This is a genomic window from Aerococcaceae bacterium zg-252 (genome assembly GCA_016237705.1).
GTDB classification, from domain to species: Bacteria; Bacillota; Bacilli; order Lactobacillales; family Aerococcaceae; genus Globicatella; species Globicatella yangjingiae.
On the sequence record CP066204.1, the window covers coordinates 1,833,925 to 1,857,793 of the forward strand.

Consider the following 23,869-nt stretch of genomic DNA (forward strand, 5'->3'; position numbering starts at 1 on the left):
CATCTCTTTATTCAACACCTGATTCTTTGGTCTGCTTATATAGCTTATGCGTATTTAACAAATGTGCCAACTCATCGACTACCAAATCCGTATCATGATAAGCTCCTCCATTTTTCATACTCAAGAAACTATTTGAAATCACACGAACATTTTCATTACGTAAACGTTGGAAATCATGATTAACCTGCAACAAATACTCTTCATTCGGTTGACTGATAATATATTCATGGGGAACTTCAGCAATATTCACTAATACCGTATCAATGTATTGTCCACCTAAATGTTGATGTAACACTTGTACATGATCAGCATCAGAGAAATTTTCTGTTTCGCCTAATTGCGTCATAATATTGCAAATGTAGACTATCTCTGCCGTCGTTTCTCGTACTGCTTCTCCAATTTCTTTAATCATCAAATTCGGCAAAATACTTGTGTACAAACTTCCAGGCCCTAAAACAATCATGTCTGCATCCATAATTGCTTGCACCACTTTCGGACTAGCAAATTCTGCTTGTTCACCCAAACGTGTTGTCACACTCACTTCTTTAATTTTTTTCCGATGCTTTGCAATCTGAGATTCCCCTACTGCAATCGTACCGTCTTCAAATAGAGCATTTAACACCAATGGTTCTTGTGCAGCTGGCAATATTTGCCCTTTTACTCCTAAAAAATTTGAAAGTATACTAATCGACTCGTCCAAAGAACCACGCATTTCTTTAAGAGCAGCAATTAATAAATTACCAATCGCATGCCCTGCCAAAAATGCATCATCACTATCAAATCGATATTGAAACACATCTAACAATAAATCATCAGCTTCAGCCAAAGCAACCATACAGTTCCGAATATCTCCTGGTGGAACGACGTTAATATAATCTCGGATAACACCGCTACTCCCACCGTCATCTGCTACTGTTACAACTGCAGTAATTTGAGCATCTAAATTTTTTAATCCTTTTAAAATAACTGGTAAGCCAGTCCCACCACCAATTACCACTACTTTATATTTCCCACTCATGATCGAACAACACTTTCTTTCTTTTTAAAACGATCACGATGCGATATTGTTGTATCATAGCCACTATTTTTCAAGTGATTTCCCACACGTTCTGCTAAAGCAATCGAACGATGTTGCCCCCCAGTACATCCAATTCCGATTACTACGCTTGATTTGCCTTCTTTTTTATAACCCGGCAAACAATATTCAATTAAATCGATAAATTTAGAATAAAAAACTTGTGTTTCAGGTTGCTTCATCACATAATCATACACTTCAGCATCCAAGCCTGTTTTTGGTCGCAACTCATCAATATAATGAGGATTCGGTAAAAATCGTACATCCATCAACACATCTGCATCAATCGGAGCACCATATTTAAAACCAAATGATACCACTTGCACATGGAAAGTCGATTGATTATCTGCTGCAAATTTATCCATTAATTGTTCACGTAACTGACGTGGCGTTATTTCACTTGTATTAATAATAACTTGAGCACGGCTACGTAAATCTCGCAACATTTCACGCTCTAAATGAACCCCTTCACTTACACGCCCTTGAACAGCCAATGGATGATTACGTCGTGTTTCTTTATATCGTGAAACCAACACTTGGTCGTCTGCTTCTAAAAATAGAATTTTAGAAGTAATCATTTGCGTATTATTCATCTTAGAAATCACTTGTGTTAATTCATCAAAAAATGCTCGCGATCTTAAATCAATCACTAATGCAATTTTTGTAATTTTCCCGGATTCCTTTATCAATTCCCAAAATGTCGGTAATAAACTCGGTGGCATATTATCCACACAGTAGTATCCTAAATCTTCAAAACTTTGTACAGCGACAGTTTTTCCTGCGCCACTCATCCCAGTGATAATAACTAATTCTAGCGCATCTGACATAAAATCGCCTCATTTCCTTTTTTCATACAGTATACCACATTCCCGGAAGTGTTGTCGTATTTTACGCAAGTTATTTAAATAATAGCAATTGCTGGTCTTATAAAATGACAACTTGCACACTTCTTGTAATTCAGTCGTTTTAATTTTCAATTAATTGCCCTATGATAACTTTCAAAAATTTTGCCGTCTCGGTTTTATCTTTGGTATAATGATGAGGATAGATTATGATATTTTAGGAGAACTATATTTATGATATTACTTCAAGCTAACGACATTGCCCGTCGATTTGCAGATGAAACTTTATATGAAAATATTTCATTTAATATTCAAACAAGAGATCGAATTGCTTTAGTTGGACGCAATGGAACCGGAAAATCCACTTTATTAAAACAAATTATGGGAGAAGAACCACTTTCTTCTGGTACTATTTCAAAAGCTAAAGGATTGAAAATTGGTTATTTAGAACAGCATGTGGCGATTGATTCCAATAAAACTATTTGGGAAGAAATGCTTTCAACCTTTTCTAACACACTCGCATTGCGTGACCAAGCACAACTTGCAGCTGAACAATTAGCTCAATTATCAGACGAGCCACATACTCCAGCTTATCAAACAGCATTAACGCAGTACGACCGTCTTCAAGAAGCCTTGACTGAAAAAAATGCTTATGCCATTGAATCTGAAATTCGCACAGTTTTACATGGATTTCAATTTTACGAAGAAGATTACCAAACACCTGTTCAATCATTATCAGGGGGACAAAAAACAAGACTTGCCTTAGCACAAATATTATTAATGGATTATGACTTACTCATTCTCGACGAGCCAACCAACCATTTAGATATGCAGACACTCGCTTGGCTAGAAACTTATCTTGTCGGCTATAAAGGGGCTCTACTCATCGTATCACATGACCGATATTTCTTAGATAAAGTAGCGAATCAAGTTATTGAATTACGACAAAACACCTTACACCTATACAAAGGCAATTATTCCTACTATATCCTTGAAAAAGAAGCGAGATTAGAACAAGCCTGGAAAGAATATCAAAAGCAACAAGTCACCATTGCGAAACTCGAAGATTTTATTCAAAAGAACATCGTTCGTGCTTCAACCACTAAACGTGCTCAAAGTCGTCGAAAACAATTAGAAAAAATTACACGTCTCGAAAAACCTCAACAAGATCAAAAAGCACCTCGCATACAATTTATAACGAATAAAGAAAGTGGGGACCAAGTTTTACAGGCTGACCATTTAACGATTGGCTATCAAAAAAATGTTATTGCACAACAGCTTGATTTACAAGTCAAAAAACAAGATGCTATTGCTATCGTGGGACCGAACGGCATTGGAAAATCAACCTTTCTCAAAACGATTATTGGTGAATTACCTTTGTTGCATGGAACTGTAACAATCGGTACTGGAGTTTCTATTGGTTACTATTCACAAAATATTAATCAATTAGATCCCAATTTATCTGTTTTAGAAACCTTATGGCGTGCACATGATACTACAGATGAATGGATTATTCGCAGTATTTTAGGAAGTTTTCTGTTTAGTGGAGAGAGTGTCGATAAAAAAGTTTCCATGCTCAGTGGTGGTGAAAAAGCAAGGTTAACTTTAGCCTTACTCGCTGCAAATCATGACAATACCTTAATTTTAGATGAACCTACCAACCATTTGGATATTGATAGCAAAGAAGTGTTGGAACAAGCCTTAATTGAATTTGACGGCACATTAATCTTTGTTTCGCACGACCGATATTTCATTAACCGAGTGGCGACTAAAATATTAGAAATAACGCCAACAGGAGCACAGCTATACTTAGGTGATTATGATTACTACTTAACGAAAAAAGAAGAGCTAGAGCTATTAGCCAAAAACAAATCCGAAAACAACATAGTTGAAAACTTATCTGAAGTATCGGCAGGCAAAGCACAACTATCCTATGAAGAATCTAAGCAACAAAAACGTGAACTGCGTCGATTGGCACAACTAGTCGATTCACTCTATGAAAAGGTAACACTGCTCGAAACAAAAATCAACGAGATTCATTCAGCCATGGCAGCTGCTTCATTGGAGAATGACCAATCTAAACTCATGGCTCTCAACACATCATTGGCTAAACTTGAAGCAGACTACGAGGATTCGATGAACCAGTGGGAAGTTGCTAGTATGGAATTAGATGAGTTCGAAAAGAATATGTAGTTTGGTGAGAGGATACATTGTTCCTCATCCATAAACGGATACTCTACTCATGCGCACATAAATTTTAATATCAGAGTACACTACAAAAATTCCCATAGAGACACTATCACAACCGTGTCTCTATGGGATATTTTTACATACTTTTAATCGATTAAGCCTTACCTGTAGATCCAAACATGTCCATGATTTCTTTTGTTGTTTTAACAATTGCATCATGACCTGGTGCGATAACTTTACGTGGATCGTATACTTTTGCGTCTGAATTTAATTTTTCACGAACTGCAGCAGTCCATTGTTGTTGTAATTCAGTGTTTACATTGATTTTAGCATGACCTAATTCAATCGCTTTTTTAATTTGATGTTCTGGAATACCTGAACCACCATGTAATACTAATGGTGCACCAGTTGCTTCAGAGATAGCTTTCATTTCATCAAAACCTAATACTGGTTCACCAGCATAAGTACCATGAACTGAACCTAAAGCAGCTGCCAACGCATCAATACCTGCTTCTGAAACCATACGTTTACATTCTTCTAAGTCAGCGTATTTAACACCACCGATAACGCCGTCTTCTTCTCCCCCTACAGTACCAACTTCAGCTTCAACTGAAGCACCTACAGCATGAGCGTAAGCGACAACTTCTTTTGTCAATTCAATGTTTTCATCGATTGGGAAGTGTGAGTGGTCATACATAACAGAACTGAAACCAGCATCGATATATGCTTTACAAGATTCTACTGATGAACCATGGTCAAGATGTAATGCAACCGGTACTTTTACATCCATTGATTCTAATAAACCATTAACCATACCTGCAACCGCAACTGGTCCACCCATATATTTACCAGCACCTTCAGATACACCTAAGATTACTGGAGAGTTATTTTCAACTGCAGCTTTTAAAATAGCTTGAGTCCATTCTAAGTTATTGATGTTGAATTGACCAACTGCATATTTTCCTTCTTTTGCTTTATTCAACATTTCTGTCATACTTACTAAACGAGTCATGTATGTTTCCTCCTTGAATTTAACTAGAAATAGTTACTTATTTCCATTACATTATACTTGATTTCCTAGTAGAACGCTAGTTAAATTACTTATTTGTTATTTCTATCGCAAACTTTTTTCTATTAAATCGCATACAATGCACTTTCCTATTAAAAAATAGCATGCAGCTTCATCTAAGCCACATGCTATTCAAAAAATCGAATGAAAGAATTAACTATTCGTCTTCGAATTCATCATCCTCATACTCATCATCGTATTCGTCTAATTCTTCATCATCTTCTTCATCATCTTCGTTTTCAAATTCAGCATCTTCATCGATTTCATCGTCAAAATTCGATAAATCACTTGCGTAAACTTCTAATTCTTCATCTTCATCGTCGTCATCTAAATCTTCAGCTGCGACAACGTCAGCGATATCATCCATATCACTATCTTCATCAAAGTCTTCGTCTTCATCATAGCTTTCGCCGTCTTCTGGATCATCATCATTGTAATCAATCATATCCTCATCATCACCAAACGCATTAATTTTACGTTTTTTACGGCGACGTTTTGGAGCTTCCTCTTCAGCTGATGTGATGGTTTCTTCATCGATTGAATCAATTGGATACCATAAACGTAATCCCCAACGGTTTTCACCTAACGAAATGAAACGTCCGTCAATATTCAAGTCAGTATAAAAACGAACCATATTCTGTTCTAATGCTGACTCATCTAATTTAAGAAATTCTTGAATCATTAATAATAATTCATTAAATTCAATAACATCACCTTTTTGAACGAGAATTTCATGTGCTACTTCAATTAAAGATAATTCTTCAAGGTTTTGTCCTTCAAATGCCTTTAATTCCATTGAATCACTTCCTTTTTCTTTGTACTTTATTATATTACCGATTTATCTACGATAAATCAATTGAAATTCGTATTGTCCCATTACTTCTTCACCAGAAAGAAGTTGATACGTGACTGATAAGCGATTTTGTCGGATTGTTAGTTGCTTGGTCACTACCACTAAAGGAATTTGCCCTTGAGCTGTAGCATACAACATCGACGTAGAATGATTTATATCAAACATAAATCGGTTCTGCCCATACTTGATTTCAAGATGAGATTGGTTTGGCATCCATTTTACTTCAACTGTCTGATTTTGTGCATCCTGATAGACAATTTTACTAAAGGTTGAAAGTTCATACCACATCGCTTCTGTCTGATGTTTAAATACTTCTACTTGTTTCGTTTCCATATCACGTACTTTTTGCTGGACTTCTATAAAGGTTTTCTTCTTTTCCACCGATTCACTCCCTTGATTCCTTTGTCTATTAAGACACCTCGAAAAAAACTCTTATTCTTCAATTATAATCGAATTTCTTAATAGATAATAGTGTAAAACTCAAATAATTTGCTATAATAGCTTTAATAGCAATATTTTTATGAACAAGGAGAATCTCATGCTTGAATTTTTTAATGCACATCAGTGGCTCTATACATCAATTGGTTCAGGAAATCATATTGCAGCTGGAACGGAATGTCTAGCTTGGCAAGATACTTTTATCCGGTATATTCAGGAGCTAAACAAAACGAATCAGGCTACTCCACCCTATGGCATTATTCATACGTATCATATAGAACAGCCGACAGTCATCCTTGGTCCTAAAGATACAAAGCTAAATCAATTAAGTGACGGTATTCAATTTTTACTACAGCAACAGCATGTACCAATTTTACGTGCACATGGTGGTTTAGCTGTTGTCAGTGACCCAGGAACCTTAAATATTTCCTATATTAGTGATACCACACACTGTCCACTATCAATCGATGAGGCATATGAACAAATGATTTATTGGATTCGTAATGCACTGCTACCATTTGGATTAGCGGTCGAAAGCTACGAAGTACCACAATCTTATTGCCCCGGTAAATATGATATAGTCATTAATCAACAAAAAATTGGTGGCATTGCACAACGTCGTTTTAAAAATGGAGTCGCAACTGCTGCTTATATTAGCGTCAATGGCAATCAATTAAATCGTGCAAATTTAATTCATGACTTCTATCAACGAAGTGCTGCAACAAACGATTATCCAGATGTTCAAGCTGCCGTTATGGCAACAGTCAACGATTTTGTTGACGCTCCATTTACAGTCGAATCATTCGAACGTTTGTTACTCGATACGATTTCACAACAGCGTCCGATTCAAACACTGGAAACAAGCCATTTAGCTCAATCAACACTATTTCAATCAATGTTACAGAAATCTGAACAACGAAACCAATCATTATTTTAGAAAGAGGCTTTAGTCATGAGTGATTTTTTAGAAAAAGTAGCTGCACAAAAATTGAAGCGGGAAAAAGTATTTCGTGACCCTGTTCATGGTTATATTCATATTCATGATGCTATTATTTTAAAATTAATCGATACACGTGAATTTCAACGACTTCGTCGCATCAAACAATTAGGGACATCTTCCTTTACATTCCATGGTGCTGAACATTCTCGTTTCAATCATTCGCTAGGAGTATATGAGATTACACGTCGCATCATTGATAAATTCGAGCGCCAATATCCGTCTGTTCAAGCTAATGACGGACTATGGCAGACCGATGAATACATGGTTAGCTTATGTGCAGCATTATTGCATGACATTGGTCATGGTCCTTTCTCACATACTTTTGAGGGGATTTTTAATACTGACCATGAGCAGTTAACACAACAAATTATTACGTCACCTGAAACAGAGATTAATCAAGTGCTCAAATATTTTGGCGATGATTTTCCTAAAAAAGTGGCAGCTGTTATCAATAAAACCTATCCGAATCAACAAGTGGTTCAAATTATTAGTAGTCAAGTAGATGCCGACCGTATGGATTACCTACTACGAGATGCTTATTATGCTGGCGTTAGTTATGGAACCTTTGATTTAACCCGTATTTTACGTGTAATTCGTCCGTATAACAATCAAATTACCTTTGACTATTCCGGAATGCACGCAGTAGAAGACTATATTGTCAGCCGCTATCAAATGTACATGCAAGTATATTTCCATGGCGTGTCACGTGGCATGGAACAAGTACTGAAAAGCTTACTTCATCGTGCCAAATTATGTTATATCGAAAACGAACAGCAAATGAAACAACCGTCTGGTTTGCTCAAGCCATTTTTAGAGGGAAACTGGACATTATCCGATTATTTACATTTAGATGACCATGTGATGAGTACCTATTTTTCTATGTGGGTACATGAAGACGATGCGATATTATCAGACTTAGCTTACCGCTTCGTCAATCGTAAGCCGTTTAAATCATTGATTATTAGCGAGAACGATGCAGAACCACTATCGATTGCCTTAGAAGAGCAAATGATGCTGCATGGATTCGACCCCGAGTATTACTTTGGACTTAATAGTAGTTTTGATTTACCATACGACTACTATCGTCCAAATCAAAACAAACAACGCACTCAAATTGAATTACTTTCTAAAACGAATAAACTTGTTGAATTATCACAAGTCAGCGCCTTAGTCAATTCACTCGCTGGTAAATTTAAGGGAGATTTACGATTGTATTTCCCTCAGCAACTAATTGAGAAACTTGAACAGATTCCGGCTGATGAATTAGACGATAATCAACGAATGATTTTGGTCACCTACACAACTGACTATAACGACCGTAATTTTTATGTGCAGGAACGCCTATTTTAATATTAACACTGCTGAAAGCGCTGAAAAAGTTGGACTCTCTTTTTCAGCGTTTTTATGAAAATATGTCAGCGTCTTGCTCACACACTTTAATTAACGTGATAATCTCGTAGCAGCATTCGTATTCATAGCAGCCATAATTTCTGCCTCTGAAACCAAATTTAAATCACCAGTAATAGTTAATTTTAAAACACTGGCACTCAAGGCAAAGTCTATCAATTTTTGATTATCATATTGATGCAAAATACCATGCAGCAAACCAGCACCAAAAGCATCCCCTGCTGCAACTCCCTCCATGACATGGACATCATAAATTGAAGTTTCATAAAAAGTATCATCTTTGAGCAATAGCCCACTCCATTGGCTGTCTTCAACTGAGTAGATATTCCGTAAAACGCTAGCAACCATTTTTATATTAGGAAATCTTTGCTGCACTTCACGCATAGCTGATTTAAAAGTTTCTTTTTGGTTGATTCCACGAGAACTATCCCCATCAAATGCTTTAATTCCAAGTGTCGCTTCAAAATCCTCATCATGAGCCATACAAATCGTCACATATTGCATTATTATTGATATTACTTCCTGTGCTTCCTGCGTTGACCACATTTTGCTACGATAGTTTAAATCTAGTGCAATCGGGATATTCTGTTCTTTACAATACAAACACGCTGCTAAACACGCTTTTTGCATTTCTTTCGATATTGCAGGTGTAATACCAGAAAGATAGAAGTAATCAACATCTGCAAAAATAGTCTTCCAATCAAACTCATCAGCTTTCGCTTGCTCCAGTACACTTCCTTTTCGGTCGTAAATAACATTAGTAGAACGAACACTGGCACCTTTTTCAAAATAGTAAGTCCCTAAACGTCCCTCGCCTTTTAACAGTTTACTCGTATCCACACCATATTTTTTTAATGTATTTTCTGCTGCTGTCCCCAAGAGATTACGTGGAAACTTAGACAAATAGGCAACTTCATTTCCTAATACAGCAAGAGAAATCGCTACATTAGCTTCTGCTCCACCATAACTCGCTTCAAAACTCTGCGCCTGCAAAATACGTTCATTATTAGGTGTTTTCAATCTTAACATCATTTCACCAAATGTTAGTACTTTCATTTCTACATCGACTCCTTTATGACTTTTATCATAGCCATGTAATTGCACTTTCAATTTATTTCAATAACAAACATGGGTGACTTTATTATACAAATAGTATAACACATCTTATTCCCAATAAGTATTCAATTAATTAAGCAATCACTCCGATGTTAATTCACTTAATTTCTCTTATTGACCTATTTTTCCACAAGCGCAACTAGTTCAGCAATCCGTTTAAAGCCACATTGTTGATACAAATGTATCGCTGCCTCATTATCAACTTCAACTGCCAATTTTATTTTAGCCTTTGAATCCTGTTCTTGTAGTAACGCAATGATTTGTTTAACTGCTTCACGTCCATATCCCTTTCTTTGAAACTTCGGAAAAATACATAGAGCAAATAAATAATATAAGTTCTCAATACGACAATCCACTGAGCAAACCCCTACAATCTGTTGTTGTAAATCTTTGACTACATATTGAATCGTATCAGCATCTCGAATACTTTCCAAAGCGTAACGTCGTTCAATTTCTTCCGTACTCTCAAATGCTTGTGCCAATCCCTTTGCGATACTGTCACAATCTGTCAATGTAGCTACCGAAACATCCACTCGACTTCCCTGTTCAGCACTGTACATATCCTGTCGCTGCCATTCCATTAAATACTCATTGACACTGCCAGCATCAATATAATATTTTTTCGCCCATTCTGAATTATTTTGCATAAAGCGTTTTTCCGTATTAAAAATAATTTTAGTGAGCTGATACTGCGAACAAACTACCTTTACCGATTGAATCAACTGCGTTGCCACACCACGTTGCCGATAATTAGGGTGTACTAATAGCGATATTTCAGCCACTTCATCGTCTTCAGCATAAATCACTGCAAAACCGATGAGTTGGCCATCTTCAGCAGCCAAAAAGGCATACGGCATTGAAAGATTTGCATTGTATTGATTCGATAAATAAATCTGTCTCTTTGTCTGGTCATGGGACTGCACCACTCTTTCTAACACTCGCATCATTTGTTGCTGCTCTAAAGTCAGCTGCTCGTATTGAATAATTTGCATATTATCACTCCAATCCGCCCACATTATATCACATAAAAAGAGAGCAGCCACCAGCTACTCTCTTAATGCTTACTAATTAATTTTCATTTGTCCAAGCTGCGATATTCGCACCTTTAGTAATTTCGGCAATTTTCTCTGCAACATCATCTGATTGGTATAGAGAAACTACATGTAAGAATAATTCTTCTTTCGCTTTATCTTCGCGAGCAACAACTGCGTTTTTATAAGATTCACTTACTTCTGCTAATTTTTCAACATCTGAGAAAACAGCATCTTTAATTGATAAATTATTATCTAACGCATAGTTAGTGTTAATTACAGCAGCATCCACATCTGCTAAAGCAGCTGGTACTTGTGCAGCATCTAACTCTTCAAATTTGAAGTTTTTCTCATTTTTTGTAATATCTTTAACAGTCGGTAAGATTCCTGCCGCATCATCAACTTCAATCACACCAGCTAACTCTAAAGTTAACAATGCACGTCCACCATTTGTTGGGTCATTCGGAATCGCAATCGTTGCACCTTCAGGTAAGTCTGCTAAATCTTTTACTTTTTCTGAGTAAATACCCATTGGCGATACATAGGTAAAGCCGATTGGTTGTAAGTTTTCTTTATTTTCTTTATTCCACTCATTTAAGTAAGCAATATGTTGGAACGCATTTAAATCTAATGAGCCATTGGCTACAGCTACGTTTGGTTGCACGTAATCATTGAATAATGTTACTTCGATTTTAATGCCTTCTTTAGCTGCTTTTTCTGCTACATATTCCCATACTTTAACTTCATCATCACCTGCAACCCCTACAGTTACAGTTGAATTTTCAAATGGTTTGTCTTCTGCATGTGCTACTGGTAATACACCAGCCGTTAAAATTGTTGCGATTGTTGCGATACTTAATTTTTTCCAATTGAATTTCATAATTTATATCCTCTTTTCTTAATTAGTTTTTCTTAGATTCTTTAATAACTGGTGCATTTTCCCAAGCTGGTTTGTCGCCACCATTTGTTGTATCAAATAAGGCTTGTGCTACTTCTTCTGTTTGATAGTATTCTACAATCTTTTTAAATAATGGATTTTCAGCATTTTCTTTTTTCGCTGCAATCACGTTTTTATATGCTTCATTTAATTTATCAGGGTAATCAGCATCTACGAAAATCGCATCACTTAATTTCAATCCAGCGTCAGTAGCAAAGTTCGTATTGATTGCTGCTGCATCAACATCTGGTAAAACAGCTGCTAATTGTGCTGCATCTAATTCTTCAAATTTTAAGTTTTTAGGATTGCTTGTAATATCATTTGGCGTCACTAACACACCTTTTGATTGGTCTACTTCAATAATACCAGCTAATTGTAATGCTAAAATCGCACGTCCACCATTTGTTGGGTCATTTGGAATCGCAATTGTTGCACCGTCTTGTAATTCGTCTAAGCTAGCTACTTTATTTGAGTAAATACCAAACGGTGATACAAAAGTAAAGCCTAGTGGTGTCAAATCACCTTTGTTTGAATCATTCCAGTTATTTAAAAAGGCAACGTGTTGGAAAGCATTTAAGTCAATTGACCCATTTTGTAAAGCTTCATTCGGTTGGTTGTAGTCTGTAAATAATACGACTTCGATTTCAATACCGTCTTTAGCTGCTTTTTCAGAAACAACTTTCCACACATCTTCAGCTGGCCCAGAAACAAGACCTACCGTAACTTTTTCACCCTCAAAAGATTTCTCTTCTGCTGATACTAATGGAGCTGCAAATGCCCCTGCTGCTAATAATGCTGCACTAAATTTAATCCAATTTTTCATATTAATTTCCTCCTAATTTTAATTCATTCGAGTTAGTCTGATATCTACTTCAGAGCACCCTGTTTTATTAATGTTCTATTTTTTTGATTATCCAATTAAAGATTACTTGACTGATAAACACAATCACTAATATTAAAAACGTAGCGACTAAAATAACATCCATTCGACTACGATTATACCCACGAGCAATCGCAATTGTTCCTAGTCCACCACCACCGACAACACCTGCCATAGCCGTTAAGCCAATCACATTAATGACTGTCGATGCACTAACACGAAGTAATGCTGGCAATCCCTCTCGTAAATAAACACGGAAGATAATATCCAGTGGGCTAGACCCCATAGCTTGAGCTGCTTCAACTACTCCGGCATCTACTTCTAACAAGGCAATTTCAACCTGCCTTGCAAAAAATGGAATAGTCGCAATAATAATCGGAACACTCGCTGCTGTTGAACCAATTGTGCGTCCGACAATAAAGCGTGTAACATTAATCAATAACGCTAATAAGATAATAAACGGAATTGACCGGAAAATATTTATCAATGTATCCAGTGCTTTGTACACCACTTTATTTTCTAAAATACCACCCTCATGAGTGACCGTAATGATGACCCCAAATAATAGCCCTAAAACTCCAGCAAATACAATCGTCAATCCTAACATGTAAATAGTTTCCCATGTTGCTGCGATAATTTCATCATTTAAATCAAACGCATTCGGAAAATGATTTGCATACCATTGAATCAATGCTTGCATTAATTAACACCCTCCTTTTGCAAATAATGTTGGAATATCACCTGTACGGAGTCAACACTCACTCGATGTTCATTGAGATACTGTTTCGCTAGGCGTATTTGCTCAGGTTCTCCTTTTAAGGCAACCAACAAATTTCCAACCGGTGTATTTTGAATAATTTCAATGTGTCCGTATAAAATATTAATTTCCAATCCAAATTCTTTAATTAAAGAAGTAATAAATGGTTGCGTCGTTTCTTCTCCGGTATAAGTCAATCTGGCTAATTCACTATCTTGACTAATCCGAATCGTTTCTGGATGTTTCAATACTAACTCAATTTCTTGATCGAAATGAGTAGCAGTATCAATAAACTCTTTTGTTAATGGTTTTTGTGGTCGTGTAAAGATTTCTAAAATTGTTCCTTGTTCTAACACACGTCCATTTTCCATAACAGCGACACGATCACATAAATCTTTTACAACACCCATTTCATGAGTAATAATCACAATCGTTAAATTCAGTTTTTCATTAAGTTCTTTTAATAAGGCTAAAATCGCACTCGTTGTCTTCGGATCTAACGCACTCGTTGCCTCATCACACAATAAAACATCCGGATCATTCGCTAATGCTCTGGCAATTGCGACACGTTGTTTTTGTCCACCAGATAATTGTTTAGGATAGCTATCTGATTTCTCTTTCAATCCTACTAAACTTAGTAACTCCGCAACTTTTTCCGCCACTTGACTTTTCGATAAGCCGCTTCCCTTTAAAGGATACGCTACATTTTCAAAAATAGTTCGTGACTCCATTAAGTTAAAATGCTGAAAAATCATTCCGATTTTTTTACGTGCTTGTCGTAATTCAGGGGTTGTTAAATCCAATAAAGATTGTCCATTTACTATTACCTTACCTGAAGTTGGTCGTTGTAATAAATTAATCGTACGAACTAATGTACTTTTACCGGCACCACTGTAGCCGACAATTCCAAATATTTCGCCTCGTTCAATTGATAAATTAACATCTTGTACAGCTGTCACAACTCGGTCTTGTTGTTTAAACACGACATCAATGTCTGTTAATTCAATCACTCAATCTCCTCCTATCTCAAAATAATCTTATAATGCCAACTAGGTACTTTTCCAGTGTCCCCTGTAAGCAAAAATAAAAAGCCCTGTCTTAAAGGACGAGAGCATTACTTCGTGGTTCCACCTTTATTCATCAAATACTCACATATTTGATCTCAACCAGTACAAATCAATTGTTTATACTGTGCCATTTTAACGGTAGTACCCGGCTAATCTTATTGCTTATGCATTCAGACTAACTTGCTCTGTGACCATCTTCAATAAATATCTGTTACGCAATTTCACCTTACTTGCGCTCTCTAAAAACAAATCATTTATTTACTCTTCACTTCATCGCATTGATTATTTAATTTACTTGTTTAGAATAGCCCATATTTGCCCTTGAGTCAATGACTCGAGTAATACACGATTATTATTATGGGTTATAGGTAACACCATTGTTAATAAAGACACTATAATTTTTCCTTATCAAATGTTATTTTGCCACATTTATGATACAATGACGGTACAAATACATAAGAAAGAAGGTGGATGAATGAATATAAATGTTCAACTAGAAAAACTCCAGTCGAGTCCAATTCGTTCATTTAATGATAAAATTAGCAATATTCAAAATTTAATTCCGTTAGCATTGGGTGAACCTGATTTTGCAACGCCAGAATTTATTAAACAGGCAGCAATTGATGCTATTAATTCTAATTTGAATGGCTATACACATTCCAGAGGCTTATTACCATTACGTCAAGCCATTTCACGTTATTTAAAACGTAAATATCAATTAGATTATGCGGCCGATACCGAAATTATTGTATCTGCTGGCCCGACGGCTGCTTTATTTGCGACACTATTATCATTACTTAATCCGGGTGATAAAGTAATTACGCCGTCACCAAACTATGTGATTTATTCAACTCAAGTACAATTAGCTCATGCTGAAATGGTCGCTGTCGACGTCAGTGAAACGAATTTTATCTTGACCCCTGAACTACTTGAAAATACTTTAAAAGCACATCCTGAAACAAAAGTGCTCTTATTAAATCATCCGTCTAACCCAACAGGTATTACTTATACATTGGAACAATTAACTGCATTAGTTCCAATTATTGAAAAGTATGACTTATGGGTCATCTCAGATGAAATATATGCTGAATTAACTTATGAACACAAGCATGTATCCTTTGCTAGCCTATTACCTGGGCGAACATTATTAATTAATGGTCTATCTAAATCGCATGCGATGACAGGTTGGCGTAGTGGCTGTATTGCAGGGCCTGAATCATTAATCAATCAAGTGTTTAAAGTACATCAAGCAATGGTTAACACACCAAATTCGCAAATGCAATATGCGAGTATTGCAGCCTACGACCATGGTGATGATGCCATTGAAGAAATGAAACAAATTTATAAACAACGTCGTGATTTCTTAATGGACGCATTTGCCAAATTAAACATCGAAACATTACACCCACAAGGTGCCTTTTATTTATTCGTTAAAGTGCCGGATTGGTTTGACGGTGATGATGTAGAATTTTGTTTGGCACTCGCTCACGAAGGCAAAGTCGGTGTCACTCCGGGTTCTGCATTCGGTATAGCTGGTAGACAACACTTTAGAATGAGTTACGCTGCCAGCATGGAACAACTTCAAGCTGCTATGGAACGTATCGAAACATTTGTACGTCAATATCATGCGTAAACGAAAGGAATGAATTGAACCATGCCATTTGTTCATATCGAATTATTAGAAGGACGCAGTCAAGAAGTAAAAGAGAAAATAGCTCAAGAAATTCGTGAGACTATCTCAAAGCATGCCAATGCCCCAAAAGAAAATATTCATATTATTTTTCAAGATATGAAAAAAGAAAATTATTTCCGTCCTGAAAAAGAGTCAAATTAATCAAACAGGGACTGGGAAAAAAGTCAAAAGTTCTGGCAAATCGAATGATAAGATTAGTATCTTCAATGCGATTTGTTGAAATCTATGGACTTTCTTCCCAGTCCCAATTTTATTCTAGTTACAAGTTTTTTCAGCTCTAAACGTGTATCTATCTTTATAGAATACAAGTTTTGGGGGAAGCAACGTATGTTAATACTATTTTGTTCAGGAGCTATTTTAGGTTCTTTTTATACCTTTATTTGCGAACACCGTACCCTCTTTCATTCACGACGCTCACACTGTGATTTCTGTCATACTCCATTAAAATGGTCGCAGCTCATTCCAATATTTTCAGCGATTATCTATCGTAAAACTCCTTGCTGCCACCGTTCCATTTCACATCACTATCTTTTAATTGAACTTTGGTGCAGTCTACTCTTTATATTGCTGTATCCTGTCCTAATCTCACTCAGCATTTCGCATGCGATAGTTGTATCAATACTAGTGAGTTGGCTACTACTACTCGCTATTTATGATTTAGTTTATTTAGAAGTGACATGGATAATGCTATTCATTTCGTTTATTTTATCTGTTTACCTATACTCTTTATACCCACAAAATCTATTGTTTTCACTCTGTTTATGGCTCATACTAGAGAGCATTATTTTGATACGTCCTAATTGGTTAGGGGGTGCTGACAGTAAATTATTTGCTATATTGTCACTCACATTACCCGTTCAAGCAATACCGATATTATTGGCTACATCTTCCATGACAGGCTTAATATGGATTGCCGTACGCAAACAATTAGGTCACTCTACGCAAACCGTCATTCCCTTTATTCCTTGTATTGTAACAGGATATGTTGTAGCATTATTATTTGCCTATCAATAAAAAAGTTGGGCAACTCATTTACCAGCCGTACTCATTTCGTGTACTGGCAATCTAAGTTGACCCAACTTTGTTTAATGATTAATCATGTTGCTGCGTTTTATCATACATACCATAGGCTTGTTGCACTGGTATAGTTAGAAAAATACCACGATGCTTTTCATTCATTGCTTTCGTCTGCAAAATATCTTCATAAGCCTCTTGTACTTTATTCGTATCGTCTACTGTAAATAAAATGCGTTTTTGCGGATTGACTGTAATATTAAAAATACGCTCCATCATTTCCGGTGAAATTGAGCCATGCCCCTTAATGCTCGTACCACCATTCATACGATGTTTTTTCATAATTTTTAAATATTCTTCTTCTAATTCTTCACTCACTACTGAAATCAATAACGATTTCTTTGGCATATTAAGTGGTTCGACTACTTCTTTTTCCTGTGAAAAAGAATTCAGTTCCAAACTAAAGACCGACATTCCTTTTGTATTTGAACAATAGAATGCTTCTTCTATCGCATTAAAGACATCTGGCACTTGTTGACTTTCAACCACACTCATCACGACATCTTTTTGTGGCGAGAACGACAGACCGAGCATTTGCTGTCGTTCTGCGACATGTTCGCCTTTCCCTGTAAAAATCGTTGCTCCAGCCGTAGAAACTTGTGTTAATTTTTCAATAACTTCTTTCGAGCGACCATGCTTAAACGTAATAAAGACTAACTGATGATCCGCATGAACATTATTCCAATCATTTGCTCCTATCAAACAATCACGACGCAAATTAAATTTTGTATCTAAGACGAAGACTACACCATGATTAGGCTTATCCATTTTAAATTGTTTGACAATAGATTGAATCGCCGGCTCCATAATACTTTTTCGCTCGAACATCATCACGAAATCCCGTCGATCATGTCGAATTGACAGTAAATTCAGTAAAGGAGAGCCAATTAATCCAGTAGCTGGGCTAATTAAACCTCCCATTAATCCCAATTTTATTGCTTCCTTTACAAATGGAACGCCGTCATTATGATTTAATACTGCAATCGCTAATTGCATGGGATCTTTATCAATATTTTTCACTATACTTCACCTCAGTTAATCTTGTTGATTACGTGAAATCAACACATATACAAAGCCTAATAACTCAATAAATAAAATTGGAACCATAGCCACTAATGCAATCATACCAAAACCATCAATAATTGGATTGGCAGTTGGATTTGCGATTGAAATTCCTTGTACAAAGGCAAAAATAAACGTTCCAGTCATCGGCCCACTCGCAACGCCTCCGGAATCAAATCCCATACCAACAAATAATTTTGGTACGAAGCGTGAAAATAAAAGGACTAAGAAATATCCTGGTAATAAAATATGCCATAATCTCAATGCTGGAATCAATACTCTTAAAATCGTAAGAGCAATCGCAACACCGACACCGACTGCAATTAATATCAGCACTAGTGTTCTTGAAATCGTCCCACCGGTCGTATCTTCAATTTGATCAATCAATACATAGACAGCTGGCTCTGCTAAAATCGCCATTACACCTAATATAAATCCAATCATAACCATTATAAACATCGAATGCTCATGAAACAATGCCATTCCTAAATGTTGTCCTATCGGCATAAAACCAGCCGAAACACCTGTTAGAAATAATACCAAACCAAACATTAAATACCCTAAACCAAACATAATATCTTTAAATGTTTGCTTTGATTGCCGTGAAATAAAGAAGTGATATAAAACAAAAATCAACACTAAAGGTAAGGCACCTAAAATCACTTGATGAATGCTATCTCCTAATTCACTCAATAAAACACGCATAATGGATAATTCTTTTGTCACAGGTTCTGGAAAATCCCCAGATAAATTACCTTTATTAAATACTCCCAGTAATAGCATCGCAATAATCGGTCCAATTGAAGCAATACCCACAAGACCAAAACTACGTTCTTCATCTTCACTATCATTCGAAAAAAGATCGGAAACACCTGAACTCATTGCCAATACAAAAGGCACTGTTAAAGCCCCTGTAGTAGCACCAGATGAATCAAAAGCAAAGGTAAAAATGGCTTCTTCTACAAAAAATGATACAGCAAATATTATTAAATAACCAATCATCACAAGCCGTCGAATATCCCAATTTAAAATAATTCTCAATAAACCGACTGCTAATGCTGCTGCCACACCTAATGATACCACCATAATGACAGTGAACTGCCTAAGTGCATTATGCGACATTTCTTGTATTTGATACCCTAATATCGTTAAAGACGGCTCTGCTATCGACACAATAAAACCAATGAATAGTCCGCCTAATAAAATATAACTGATTTTCCCTTTTTTTGTTAACCCCTGACCTAGTAAATACCCCATTCGGCTCACACTAATATCGACGCCTAATAAAAATATCGCTAAGCCAATTAATACTAAAAGTGCACCTAAAAAAAATAAATTTAGTTGCGTCATCGATAAGGGAACTAAAAACCAATGTATCAATAATACTAGAATAACAATTGGTACAACAGCTATCGTCACTTCTCTTAATTTATCCTTCAAATCTCATCTCCACCTCTATCTATTTTTCTTATACTATTTAGTATATACAAGATAGAGTTACTGTGCAAATCATTCAAATTTAAACCTTTAACGATTAAAGTCAAAAAATGTTATTAGCTACTGCATAAAATTACTCCTCGGTAGCGAACTGCAAAGAAAATATCTTCTACTTTTCACTACCAAGGAGCTTTGTGCATTTCATCAATAAAAGTTAGAAATCAACCAATATCGATTCTTTCTTTTTCAACTTATACAGTTGGTGTTTCTACTTCTGTTTCCGTTTCAAAAGCAGTCATGTCACTTGCTAATACCGTATCGACTGGCACTTCAAGATTTGACTTAATTTTACGATATCTCGCCATACCTGTACCAGCAGGAATTAATTTACCAATTGTAACATTTTCTTTCAATCCTAATAGGACATCTTTCTTACCACGAATCGCTGCATCTGTTAAGACACGTGTTGTTTCTTGGAATGAAGCGGCTGAAATGAATGATTTCGTTTCTAACGCTGCTTTCGTAATACCTAATAACACTGGACGAGCAGTCGCTGGCACTTCACCTGCTTTAATTGCTTCAACGTTCGCTTGTGTAAAGTCAGCAATATCCATTAAAGCACCTGGTAAAATATTTGTTGACGCAGGATCCATAACACGTACTTTACGTAACATTTGACGAACCATAACCTCAACGTGTTTATCACCGATTTCTACCCCTTGTCCACGGTAAACAGATTGAACTTCACGTAATAAGTATTTCTCAACTGTAATCACATCAGTTACACGTAATAATTCTTTCGGATCAATTGACCCTTCTGTTAATGCTTGTCCACGTTCTACTTGGTCACCCTCTTTGACTTTCAAGCGTGATTGGTAAGGCACATTGTATTTACGCGTATCGTTGACACCAACGATTGTAATATCTTTAGAACGGTCATTCGCTTTTTCTTCGATTGATTCAACCACACCGGATACTTCAGTAATTGTCGCACGACCTTTTGGATTACGTGCTTCAAAAATCTCTTGAATACGTGGTAAACCTTGAGTAATATCGCCACCGCCGGCAACCCCACCCGTATGGAATGTACGCATTGTTAACTGAGTACCTGGTTCACCGATAGATTGAGCTGCAATTGTACCAACAGCTTCACCAACTTCAACTTCCATACCAGTCGCTAAGTTACGTCCGTAGCAGTGTTTACATACACCATGTTTTGTATCACATGTAAAGACTGAACGAATCGTTACCGTTTCAACACCAGCTGCTACAATCTCAGCTGCTTTATCTTCTGTAATCAATTGATCTGCACCGATAATTACTTCACCTGATTGTGGGTGACGAACCGTTTTTTGAGTATAACGACCAATTAATCGTTCTTCTAATGATTCAATCACGCTATTGCCGTCTGCAATTTCAGTGATTTCAATCCCTTTATCAGTTCCACAGTCATCTTCACGAATAATGACATCTTGTGCCACATCAACTAAACGACGTGTTAAGTAACCTGAATCGGCTGTTTTTAAGGCCGTATCTGTCATACCTTTACGAGCACCGTGAGTAGAGATAAACATCTCTAAGACAGATAATCCCTCACGGAAGTTTGATGTAATCGGCAACTCGATAATCTTACCACTTGGGGCAGCCATGTTACCACGCATACCAGCTAATTGGGTAAAGTTTGAAATGTTACCACGGGCACCTGAATCCGACATCATATGAATTGGGTTCAAGCGTGGTAATGAGTTTTTCAGATCTTCTTGAACTTTATCTTTAGCTTGTTCCCATGTACGAATAACACTTTCATAACGCTCGTCTTCCGTAATTAAACCACGACGATATTGTTTTGTAATGTTATCAACACGTTTATGTGCTTCTTCTAAAATACCAGCTTTCGATTCTAAACGTAATACATCGGCAACCCCAACTGTAATACCAGCACGAGTTGAATATTTGTAACCTAAGTTTTTCAACTTATCTAACATGACTGATGTTTCTGTAATATGGAATCGTTTGAAGACCTCTGCGATAATATTACCAAAGTCTTTTTTCTTAAATGGTGGCACCATATCCATTGCTGCAATCGCTGCTTTTACATCAGTACCTGGTTCTAAGAAATATTTATCTGGTGTTTGAACCGTTAAGTTTTCATTTGTCGGCTCATTCAAGTAAGGGAATTCTAATGGCATAATTTCGTTGAATAATAATTTACCAACTGTCGTTACCATTAAACGTGATTTTTGCCATTCAGTAAATGGTTTGCCGGCTAATGCTTTAGCTGGAATCGCCACACGTGTATGTAAATGTGCATAACCACTTTGGTAAGCAATTTCAGCTTCCCCAACACTACTTAATACTAATCCCTCTCCAACACGTCCAGGCTCTTCTAATGTTAAGTAATAGTTACCTAAGACCATATCTTGTGACGGTGTAACAACTGGTTTACCGTCTTTAGGGTTCAAGATGTTTTGTGCTGCTAACATTAATAAACGAGCTTCAGCTTGTGCTTCTTCTGACAATGGTACGTGAACGGCCATTTGGTCCCCGTCGAAGTCGGCGTTGAAAGCCTCACATACTAATGGGTGCAAACGAATCGCACGTCCCTCTACTAAAGTCGGCTCAAATGCTTGAATACCTAAACGGTGCAAAGTAGGTGCTCGGTTAAGTAATACTGGGTGCTCACGAATTACTTCTTCAATTACTGGCCAAATCGCATCATCTTGTGTTTCAATCATACGTTTAGCATTTTTAATATTCGCTGCGATTTCTCGCTCAACTAATTCTTTCATCACAAATGGCTTGAATAATTCAATCGCCATTTCTTTTGGTAAACCACATTGGTACATTTTTAAGTTTGGACCTACGACGATTACTGAACGTCCAGAGTAGTCAACACGTTTACCTAATAAGTTTTGACGGAAACGACCTTGTTTTCCTTTCAACATGTGTGACAATGATTTCAATGGACGGTTTCCTGGTCCAGTTACTGCTCGACCACGACGACCATTATCAATTAGCGCATCGACCGCTTCTTGTAACATACGTTTTTCGTTTTGAACAATAATGCTTGGTGCACCTAAGTCCAATAAACGTTTTAAACGGTTATTACGGTTGATAACACGACGGTATAAATCATTTAAGTCACTTGTCGCAAAACGTCCACCCTCTAATTGAACCATTGGACGAATATCCGGTGGAATAACTGGTAAAACATCCATTACCATCCAAGACGGTTTGTTTCCAGATTCTCTAAATGCATCTAAAATATCTAAACGGCGAATTGCACGTGTTCTCTTTTGACCAGTCGCTGTTTTTAAAATTTCTTTCAATTCAGCAACTTCTTTTTCTAAATCAACAGCTTCTAACAATTCTTTAATGGCTTCTGCACCCATTTTTGCATAGAAACGATCGCCGTACTCACGTTTTTTCTCACGATATTCTGCTTCTGTCAATAATGATTTTTTTTCTAATGGTGTATCACCTGCATCAATTACAATATAAGAGGCAAAATAGATTACTTCTTCTAAATAACGTGGGCTAACATCTAATACCAAACCCATACGACTTGGAATTCCTTTGAAATACCAAACATGTGTCACAGGTGCAGCTAATTCAATATGTCCCATACGTTCACGACGCACTTTTGCTTTCGTTACTTCAACACCACAGCGATCACAAACACGACCTTTATAGCGAACTCGTTTTAATTTACCACAACTACATTCCCAATCTTTTGTTGGTCCGAAAATTCTTTCACAGAACAAACCGTCACGTTCCGGCTTTAATGTACGATAGTTAATGGTTTCCGGTTTTTTTACTTCACCATACGACCAACTACGAATTTTTTCCGCAGACGCTAATCCGATTTGCATTGCTTCAAAATTATTAACATCGATCAAGGGGCCTACCTCCTTTTATTTTTCAGAGTGCCTATAACTCTT

20 protein-coding genes and 1 other annotated feature are annotated in these 23,869 nt (G+C 36.6%); of the genes, 6 read left to right on the forward strand and 14 right to left on the reverse strand.

All coding sequences use genetic code 11. The features are described 5' to 3' along the window. Nucleotides 1-7: 7 nt before the first annotated feature. Both JDW14_08590 and rapZ read right to left on the reverse strand, forming a co-directional pair. A complete protein-coding gene (locus JDW14_08590) occupies nt 8-1,018 on the reverse strand; it encodes a YvcK family protein (protein QQD65339.1) in 1,011 nt (336 codons plus the stop codon). Continuing rightward, nucleotides 1,015-1,902 (reverse strand): RNase adapter RapZ, encoded by an 888-nt coding sequence (gene rapZ, locus JDW14_08595; protein ID QQD65340.1) that lies wholly within the window; start codon nt 1,900-1,902, stop codon nt 1,015-1,017. Before rapZ ends, JDW14_08590 begins: the two co-directional genes overlap by 4 nt. Before the next feature lie 249 nt (nt 1,903-2,151). Between rapZ and JDW14_08600 the strand changes: the two genes are divergently transcribed. Beyond that, the gene (locus JDW14_08600) at nt 2,152-4,110 is read left to right on the forward strand and encodes an ABC-F family ATP-binding cassette domain-containing protein (protein QQD65341.1); all 1,959 of its coding nucleotides are present in this window, start codon (nt 2,152-2,154) and stop codon (nt 4,108-4,110) included. Nucleotides 4,111-4,261: 151 nt separating this feature from the next. Here the strand turns inward: JDW14_08600 and fba are convergent, their stop codons facing one another. From fba to JDW14_08615, 3 genes are all read right to left on the reverse strand, one after another. Then, nucleotides 4,262-5,119: a class II fructose-1,6-bisphosphate aldolase gene (gene fba / locus JDW14_08605; protein ID QQD65342.1), complete on the reverse strand. Its 858-nt coding sequence runs from the start codon at nt 5,117-5,119 to the stop codon at nt 4,262-4,264. Between the two features lie 214 nt (nt 5,120-5,333). Then, on the reverse strand, nt 5,334-5,972 hold the full coding sequence (gene rpoE / locus JDW14_08610; GenBank protein ID QQD65343.1) for a DNA-directed RNA polymerase subunit delta: 639 nt from the start codon (nt 5,970-5,972) through the stop codon (nt 5,334-5,336). Between the two features lie 42 nt (nt 5,973-6,014). Continuing rightward, a complete protein-coding gene (locus JDW14_08615; GenBank protein ID QQD65344.1) occupies nt 6,015-6,410 on the reverse strand; it encodes a DUF1934 family protein in 396 nt (131 codons plus the stop codon). A gap of 157 nt (nt 6,411-6,567) precedes the next feature. On the opposite strand from JDW14_08615, the gene JDW14_08620 reads away from it, so the two are divergent. After that, on the forward strand, nt 6,568-7,404 hold the full coding sequence (locus JDW14_08620; GenBank protein ID QQD65345.1) for a hypothetical protein: 837 nt from the start codon (nt 6,568-6,570) through the stop codon (nt 7,402-7,404). A gap of 15 nt (nt 7,405-7,419) precedes the next feature. After that, on the forward strand, nt 7,420-8,817 hold the full coding sequence (locus JDW14_08625) for an HD domain-containing protein (protein QQD65346.1): 1,398 nt from the start codon (nt 7,420-7,422) through the stop codon (nt 8,815-8,817). Nucleotides 8,818-8,907: 90 nt separating this feature from the next. On the opposite strand, the gene JDW14_08630 is transcribed toward JDW14_08625, so the two are convergent. The 6 genes from JDW14_08630 to JDW14_08655 form a co-directional block, all read right to left on the reverse strand. Further along, the gene (locus tag JDW14_08630; GenBank protein QQD65347.1) at nt 8,908-9,930 is read right to left on the reverse strand and encodes a sugar kinase; all 1,023 of its coding nucleotides are present in this window, start codon (nt 9,928-9,930) and stop codon (nt 8,908-8,910) included. A gap of 179 nt (nt 9,931-10,109) precedes the next feature. Beyond that, on the reverse strand, nt 10,110-10,982 hold the full coding sequence (locus JDW14_08635) for a GNAT family N-acetyltransferase (protein ID QQD65348.1): 873 nt from the start codon (nt 10,980-10,982) through the stop codon (nt 10,110-10,112). Nucleotides 10,983-11,058: 76 nt separating this feature from the next. Continuing rightward, nucleotides 11,059-11,901: a MetQ/NlpA family ABC transporter substrate-binding protein gene (locus JDW14_08640; protein QQD65349.1), complete on the reverse strand. Its 843-nt coding sequence runs from the start codon at nt 11,899-11,901 to the stop codon at nt 11,059-11,061. Between the two features lie 22 nt (nt 11,902-11,923). Continuing rightward, nucleotides 11,924-12,781, reverse strand: a complete 858-nt coding sequence (locus JDW14_08645) for a MetQ/NlpA family ABC transporter substrate-binding protein (GenBank protein ID QQD65350.1) — start codon at nt 12,779-12,781, stop codon at nt 11,924-11,926. Between the two features lie 67 nt (nt 12,782-12,848). Beyond that, nucleotides 12,849-13,538 carry an ABC transporter permease gene (locus tag JDW14_08650; GenBank protein QQD65351.1) on the reverse strand — a complete coding sequence of 230 codons (690 nt, stop codon included), beginning with the start codon at nt 13,536-13,538 and terminating at the stop codon, nt 12,849-12,851. Beyond that, nucleotides 13,538-14,605: an ATP-binding cassette domain-containing protein gene (locus JDW14_08655; GenBank protein QQD65352.1), complete on the reverse strand. Its 1,068-nt coding sequence runs from the start codon at nt 14,603-14,605 to the stop codon at nt 13,538-13,540. Before JDW14_08655 ends, JDW14_08650 begins: the two co-directional genes overlap by 1 nt. Before the next feature lie 88 nt (nt 14,606-14,693). Next, nucleotides 14,694-14,945: a binding site (T-box leader), on the reverse strand. Nucleotides 14,946-15,137: 192 nt separating this feature from the next. On the opposite strand from JDW14_08655, the gene JDW14_08660 reads away from it, so the two are divergent. From JDW14_08660 to JDW14_08670, 3 genes are all read left to right on the forward strand, one after another. Next, nucleotides 15,138-16,295 (forward strand): aminotransferase class I/II-fold pyridoxal phosphate-dependent enzyme, encoded by a 1,158-nt coding sequence (locus tag JDW14_08660; protein QQD65353.1) that lies wholly within the window; start codon nt 15,138-15,140, stop codon nt 16,293-16,295. Between the two features lie 21 nt (nt 16,296-16,316). Further along, on the forward strand, nt 16,317-16,496 hold the full coding sequence (locus JDW14_08665) for a DUF1904 family protein (GenBank protein ID QQD65354.1): 180 nt from the start codon (nt 16,317-16,319) through the stop codon (nt 16,494-16,496). A gap of 186 nt (nt 16,497-16,682) precedes the next feature. Continuing rightward, on the forward strand, nt 16,683-17,369 hold the full coding sequence (locus tag JDW14_08670) for a prepilin peptidase (GenBank protein QQD65355.1): 687 nt from the start codon (nt 16,683-16,685) through the stop codon (nt 17,367-17,369). 78 nt (nt 17,370-17,447) lie between these two features. On the opposite strand, the gene JDW14_08675 is transcribed toward JDW14_08670, so the two are convergent. From JDW14_08675 to rpoC, 3 genes are all read right to left on the reverse strand, one after another. Next, nucleotides 17,448-18,449 (reverse strand): hypothetical protein, encoded by a 1,002-nt coding sequence (locus JDW14_08675; GenBank protein ID QQD65356.1) that lies wholly within the window; start codon nt 18,447-18,449, stop codon nt 17,448-17,450. Nucleotides 18,450-18,464: 15 nt separating this feature from the next. Beyond that, entirely contained in the window at nt 18,465-19,931 is a 1,467-nt protein-coding gene (locus JDW14_08680) for a DUF1538 domain-containing protein (protein QQD65357.1), read from the reverse strand. Between the two features lie 248 nt (nt 19,932-20,179). After that, the gene (gene rpoC, locus JDW14_08685; GenBank protein ID QQD65358.1) at nt 20,180-23,827 is read right to left on the reverse strand and encodes a DNA-directed RNA polymerase subunit beta'; all 3,648 of its coding nucleotides are present in this window, start codon (nt 23,825-23,827) and stop codon (nt 20,180-20,182) included. Nucleotides 23,828-23,869 lie beyond the last annotated feature (42 nt).